Raw genomic sequence first — 6,037 nt, 5'->3', positions numbered from 1 at the left:
ACCGACACCCGCGCCCGTACCCACACCGACACCCGCGCCCGTGCCCACACCGACACCCGCGCCCAACCCCGGGCCAGTAACCACACCCACGCCCAACCCCGGGCCAGTAACCACACCCACACCCGCACCAGTACCCACACCCACACCCACACCCGCACCCGTACCCACACCCACACCCACACCCGCACCCGTACCCACACCGACGCCCGCGCCCGTACCCACACCGACGCCCGCGCCTATTTTCGGTTCAGTGCCCGAACCGGATACCGGTTGCGGTTGCGACCCCCTGCCCCAGCAGCCGAACTTCACATTTCCCCAACAAGAGCGCCAGCAAATACTCAACTTCGAGTCAAACGCCGCCCCACTCACCGACATCCAAAACACGATTCTAGGGACTCTCGGCAACGATTATCTAACAGGGAACGACTCTAACGAACTGTTTGTTTCTTTCACCGGCGACGACACAGTTTTAGGTGAAGGCGGTTCAGATATCATCTTCGGAGACCAACAGCGAGACTTCATCGCCGCTGGCAAACAAAACGATATCGTTTACGCCGGCAAACAAAACGATGTGGTTTTTGGGGGCAAACAAGACGATCGCATTTTTGGCGATCGCGGTTCCGACACATTGTACGGCGATCGCGGTTCCGACACGATCGTCGGCGACAACGGCAACAATATTGACCTGACTGGTAACAGTGGCGACCTGATTTTCGGGGGTGCTTCCGAGGATTTAATTGCTGGCAATCAAGGCAACGACACGGTTTACGCTGGTAAAGGCGCAGATCTTGCCTATGGTGGCAAAGAAAACGACCAGATTTGGGGCGACAAGGGCGCTGATACTCTCTACGGAGACAGCGGAGACGACTCTCTGTTCGGCGGCGTCCAAAACTCCCTCAATAACGACCCAGACGGCCGAGATTTGCTCTACGGAGGCAACGGCAACGACTTACTCAACGGCCAACAAGGCGACGATACTTTACTCGGCGGTAACGGCCGCGATTTGGTGTTTGGAGGCAAAGGGGGCGATCTGATTTTTGGCGAAACCGAGTCGGATACTCTCTACGGCAATCAAGGCCCTGATACGATTCTCGGCGACTACGGCATTGACAATAACATCACCATCGCTACGGAGGAAAGTGACTTAATTTTCGGCAACGACAGCGGCGACATCATCGGTGGCGGTAGCGGTAACGACAGCATTTTTGGCGGCAAAGGTAATGACTTGATGTTTGGCGGCAAAGGTAATGACTTGATTTTGGGCGAACTCGGTTCCGACACGATTGTCGGTGGCGAGGGAGACGATTCGCTTTACGGCGGCTTGCAAAATCAGTTAGTCAGCGATGTTAACGGCCGCGATTTGCTGTTTGGGGGCGAGGGTAACGATTATCTCAACGGCGGTGAGAGTTCTGATTCTCTCGGCGGCCAAGAGGGTAACGATACTCTTCACGGCGGTAAGGATGACGATTTGGTACACGGAGATGCCGGCAATGACTTGATTTACGGCGATGGTGGCAGCGATATTTTGTGCGGCGATGATGGCAACGATACCATTTTTGGCGATCGCGGGGAAAACGACCGAGGCGCCGTCGGTGCCAACGGCCAGCAAGACTGCATCAACGGTGGCAGCGGTGACGACCTTTTGTACGGCAATGAAGGCCAAGATACCCTCAACGGCGGTGACGGTAACGACACTCTCTACGGAGGGAAAGATAATGATATTCTCAACGGGGGTGCAGGGGATGACTGGCTGTTTGGCGACGGGGGAGACGATACTTTAATTGGAGGTGCAGGCAGCGATCGTTTTGTGTTAAATAGCAACAGCGGTATCGATACTGTGCTCAATTTTGAAGTAGGAATTGACAAGTTTGTGTTAACTGGTGGCAGAAGTTTTGATTCCTTGCGAATTAACTCCTCGGCCAACGGTTATGTCCTGCAAGTTGCCGCCACTGGGGAAATTTTAGCTAATGTCTTTGGGGCTAACAATGCTATTACTGCTCTGGATTTCGTGACTCTTCCTCGGTAAGACAAATCTCATACCAATCATGAAAATTCTTGCTACTAACGCAACTAGAGAATCTCATCTTTAGGGAAACGGCATTGCCTGGTTCGGCGGCAAATTATAGCGTTTACCAGGTAAAGTGTCTAGGATGAAACCGTTTATCATAAAGCTTTGTAGGTAAATGATATCCGCGAAACTTTTTGATAAAGGCTATATGCTTAGCACTAATAATTCCTAGAGAGTTCATAACTCTAGCAAGACTTTTAAAAATTGGTATCGGAAAGGTTCGTAGTGAGGACTTTAGTCCTTTAATTATGCGGACTAAAGTCCTCACTACGAACCTAACTGTGAGGACTTTAGTTTTTTCGTGGATGCGGACTAAAGTCCTTACTACGAACCTAACTGTGCGATTATTGTAATTTCCATTCAGTTAATTTTTTCGTGTTAATTACTCCTGCTTCGGGTAACCACTACCAGTTTTTTTGCTGTTGGTGGCGCACTTATCTTAGTTGAAGGGGAAGGAAAAGAAAAGGATCATGAATGCGTGTCTGTTGGCATCAGGCAAAATGTTTTAACTGACTGTTCTGAAATTACCAATTAATGCTAAACTTTCAGCGTCAAGCCGCGCTTGCCTTAACGATCGCGCGCAGCTACCCCGAGCCGGAATCGCCCGCAACACCTCTACCAAAAAAAAATATCCTCAAAGCTAGTTAAATTCTAAATTTTTACGCAGCAGCCATGCAATACCAAAAATTACCGCCGAAATTTGGGGCCGACTTACAAAAATTGAGTGTTAAGTGTATTTTACGCTCATTGTTAGGCTCTGTGTCGATCGGTCTGAGTGTAGCCGTCACCGCCACCGCAGGTGCGACACTGCAAATAACACAGCAACCAGCAAATGCTTCTACAGTCACAAGTTGGCAGTTCGATCCCGCCACAAATCAGCTAGAAATTACTCTCCCAGATGGCACAAATCCTACCTATTCTCTACTCAACCCGTCTCAAATTGCTGTGGATTTGCCCAATACCGAGATCGGAGTAGATGCCACTCAGCTATACCCGCAAGGCACTGTGCGTTCTGTGGGCGTGACTCAACTGGAATCAGGAAGCGCGAGAATTTTGGTAAATTTGGCTCCGGGAGTGGTTTTCAACGGTGAACAAATTCAATTCCAAAAAGTGGCAGAAAATCGCTGGGTGTTGCGTTCGCCGATCGCACCTAGTGCAGTGGAAACTCCCGAAATGCAAGCCCAGCCTGCAATAGCAGTACCGCAAAATCAACCGCTAACAGATGCTAACTCAACTACTGCCGCAGAGGTCGATCGACCTGAGTCTCTTGCTTCCTCGAATCCCCCTACAAATTCGGCGCGGCAGCCCGCGGAGAATGACCAAATTCGACCGCTAACAGTGCCTTTAGTCAATGTTCGCCTTGATGAACGTCGTACTGTACGAGCCGCTGCTGTACCGCGCCTAGCTCCTCAAATAACGGCTGCTGCTACACCCCAACAGCGGACTCTGACCTTTGGCGAACCGCTTCCGGGCGATCGCCAGAATCCTGCTTTGCAAGCCGCGACTCGGGCAAATGTGTTGTTACCGGCGGGCGCGGAGCTGAGTTTGCTGTACCCGGGCGATCGGCCTTTGCGCCTGCAAGCGAAACCCAGCCGGCAGGAAGTGTTGCTGTTGCAAGCGGGAATTCTCGACAGCCGCGGCAATACGATCGTACCTGCGAATACGCCGGTCATCGGCCGCTTTGAAACTACTAACCTCGGCAGTAAATTTGTGGTGGAAGCGATTAGTCTCAACGGCCGCAATATCCCTCTCTTGGCTAGCTCGCAGCCCTTGGGAGGCCGCAGGCCCCAACCGAGCGATCGCAGTGTGTTTCGCAATAGTGGCATTGGCGGCTTAGCTTTGTTCTTGCTGAGCGGCTTTTCTGGCATCGGTTTGCTGGCTGGAGCGGCCGCAGGTGTTGCTACAACTTACGTCGCTGCTCCTCAACCTGCTACTATTCAACCTGGCCAAATTGTGCAAGTTCAGTTAACTGAAGATTTCCCTGAGTTGGGTTTTTGATGTTAAAGGAAATTCGGTAAGCAGCAATGTACGGGATTGTAACGCATAGAGGCAGATGTTGAAGGAAGACGGAATCAGGAACTTTTCCCTCTTCCCTCTTCCTTCAACATCTGCTGAGCGGCAATTTAGAAATTTTGACCGTCAGTCGCTGGAACTCCCGAACCCGGTTGGTTTGGGCAATTTAGAAATTTTGACTTTCAGTCGCGGGAACTCCCGAACCCGGTTGGTTGAGAAACAGGTTTTTAGCGCCGTCGTTTTGGTAGATACAGTTAATTTGTGGTTGACTTTCCAGGGCGCCGGTGAAGCCAAAGGTATTCATGCGATTTTTGCACTCTCGCACTTGGTTTTGGTCGATCAGTTTTCTTTGTTCGAGAATTGCCCAGTTATTGGTTCGCAGCACGCATCCGGGGCGCATACTCGGCTGCGAGATGTACACGTTGAAGGGGTTGAGGGTGACGTAGAGGCGCATATCTGTCACCATCGCGCTGGCTCCAAACTGCACGCAAAGTTCGGGGTTCGGGGCGCTGCGATCGATAAATTCGCGCGATGCTACGTTTTCTGGGCTAATTGTAGCTGTGGAGCTAAAGGCAATGCCGATCCCAATTCCCAGAATAAAAACGGCTGTTAAAATCCCGATGGTGGCCGAATTGAGGAAAGAGGGTTTACCGGACTGAGGTTGGCGCCGCGACTGTCCGCCAAAAGGGCCGGAGTCTTCGTCTCCCCGGGATGCCTCGTCGCTGAATCTGTCGTTGTAGGAGTTAGGTTTACGTTTCATATAAGATGCCGTCAGTTCTGGAGACTCAACAGGTAGTAGTTTTTTATTTTTAACCGATCTCGCCTTTCTAATTATGGCGCGAGAAAGGTTGTGGCTACAGTCGGAGGATACCGCCCTCTGGGTTGGGTGTTGGGTTCACAACTGGCAACTGCCAGCGGCGGCTGCCTTGTCTGAATTTGGAGATTTCAATAAAATAACTGAAAGTGAGATACTCTTGCACAGCGGAGCAATCCGGCTCAAGATTATTGACAAATTTTAACATCCTACAAGTCAGGAGGTATAGATTAGTGTCTGTCGAAATTATTGAAAAGCGTTCTACAGTCCGCAAGTTGGCACCGCGCTACCGCGTTCTGCTGCACAATGATGATTTCAACCCTATGGAGTACGTGGTGCAGACTTTGATGGCCACAGTACCCAGTCTGACTCAGCCACAGGCTGTGAATGTGATGATGGAAGCCCACACTAACGGAATGGGACTGGTGATTGTTTGCGCTCTCGAACACGCTGAGTTTTACGCTGAAACGCTCAACAATCACGGATTGAGCAGCAGCATCGAACCTGATGATTAAAATCTGATGGCACTCGCAGCGCTGCGTCCAGATTGTTTCTGACTCAAACCCTCATATCTTCATACCAAAAAGCCAAGGGTTAGGCCCCTGGCTTTTTGGTATATTTACGGAGGTAGAGGGGGAAACTTGAAGAGCAGGGGTTGGGAGCAACCGGGCCGGAAATGGTTCGGACGGTGGTTCAAAGCTAGAGTTCGCAGCCAAGTGGCTTCGATCCCCAATTTCAGCTCTCCAATCTCAAATCTTTATTCTCGGAAATTAATTAGGAAATTAATAACGTCCGCCGCCGCCGCCACCGCCGCCACCGCCGCCGCCGCGAGCAAATTTGCCTGGGCCGCCGCCGCCCCGGCTGCCGCCGCCCCGGCCGCCTTCATCTTCGCGAGGCTTGGCTTTGTTTACTTTGAGGTCGCGACCCATCCACTCTGCTCCGTCGAGAGCAGCAATTGCTGCATCTTCTTCGGCATCTGTTGACATTTCTACGAAACCAAAGCCGCGGGGGCGACTGGTTTCTCTGTCGGTAGGTAGATGTACTCGCTTAACGGTTCCGTATTCGGCGAAGACGGTGGTGATGTCTTCTTGGGTAACTTGATAGGATAAGTTACCGACGTATATCGACATGAGGAATAACTC

At 51.3% G+C, this 6,037-nt stretch carries 5 protein-coding genes; 3 read left to right on the top strand and 2 right to left on the bottom strand.

Going from position 1 to position 6,037, the window contains the following annotated elements; translation table 11 throughout:
* Both QUB68_RS27945 and QUB68_RS27940 read left to right on the top strand, forming a co-directional pair.
* Positions 1-2,026, top strand: a 2,026-nt coding sequence (locus QUB68_RS27945) for a calcium-binding protein (protein ID WP_332998162.1), incomplete at its 5' end; no start/stop codon positions are given.
* Positions 2,027-2,740: 714 nt separating this feature from the next.
* The gene (locus QUB68_RS27940; RefSeq protein ID WP_332998161.1) at positions 2,741-4,066 is read left to right on the top strand and encodes an AMIN domain-containing protein; all 1,326 of its coding nucleotides are present in this window, start codon (positions 2,741-2,743) and stop codon (positions 4,064-4,066) included.
* Positions 4,067-4,247: 181 nt separating this feature from the next.
* Here QUB68_RS27940 and QUB68_RS27935 read toward each other — a convergent pair whose 3' ends face one another.
* Complete coding sequence (locus QUB68_RS27935) at positions 4,248-4,841, bottom strand: DUF3172 domain-containing protein (RefSeq protein WP_332998160.1); 594 nt, start codon at positions 4,839-4,841, stop codon at positions 4,248-4,250.
* A 287-nt stretch (positions 4,842-5,128) separates the two neighbouring features.
* On the opposite strand from QUB68_RS27935, the gene clpS reads away from it, so the two are divergent.
* Complete coding sequence (gene clpS, locus QUB68_RS27930; protein WP_332998159.1) at positions 5,129-5,410, top strand: ATP-dependent Clp protease adapter ClpS; 282 nt, start codon at positions 5,129-5,131, stop codon at positions 5,408-5,410.
* A gap of 267 nt (positions 5,411-5,677) precedes the next feature.
* Here clpS and QUB68_RS27925 read toward each other — a convergent pair whose 3' ends face one another.
* On the bottom strand, positions 5,678-6,025 hold the full coding sequence (locus QUB68_RS27925) for an RNA recognition motif domain-containing protein (protein WP_332998158.1): 348 nt from the start codon (positions 6,023-6,025) through the stop codon (positions 5,678-5,680).
* Positions 6,026-6,037: the final 12 nt, after the last annotated feature.

It is taken from the genome of Microcoleus sp. A006_D1 (genome assembly GCF_036702805.1).
Classification (GTDB): domain Bacteria; phylum Cyanobacteriota; class Cyanobacteriia; order Cyanobacteriales; family Microcoleaceae; genus Microcoleus.
The sequence above is the reverse complement of the archived record's forward strand: the minus strand, read 5'-3'. Positions and strand labels throughout refer to the sequence as shown.

Excerpts from the sequence above, each read along its gene's own strand:
- QUB68_RS27940 (WP_332998161.1), top strand. The coding sequence starts at position 2,741 with ATGCAATACCAAAAATTACCGCCGAAATTTGGGGCCGACTTACAAAAA.
- QUB68_RS27925 (WP_332998158.1), bottom strand. The coding sequence starts at position 6,025 with ATGTCGATATACGTCGGTAACTTATCCTATCAAGTTACCCAAGAAGAC.
- QUB68_RS27935 (WP_332998160.1), bottom strand. The coding sequence starts at position 4,841 with ATGAAACGTAAACCTAACTCCTACAACGACAGATTCAGCGACGAGGCA.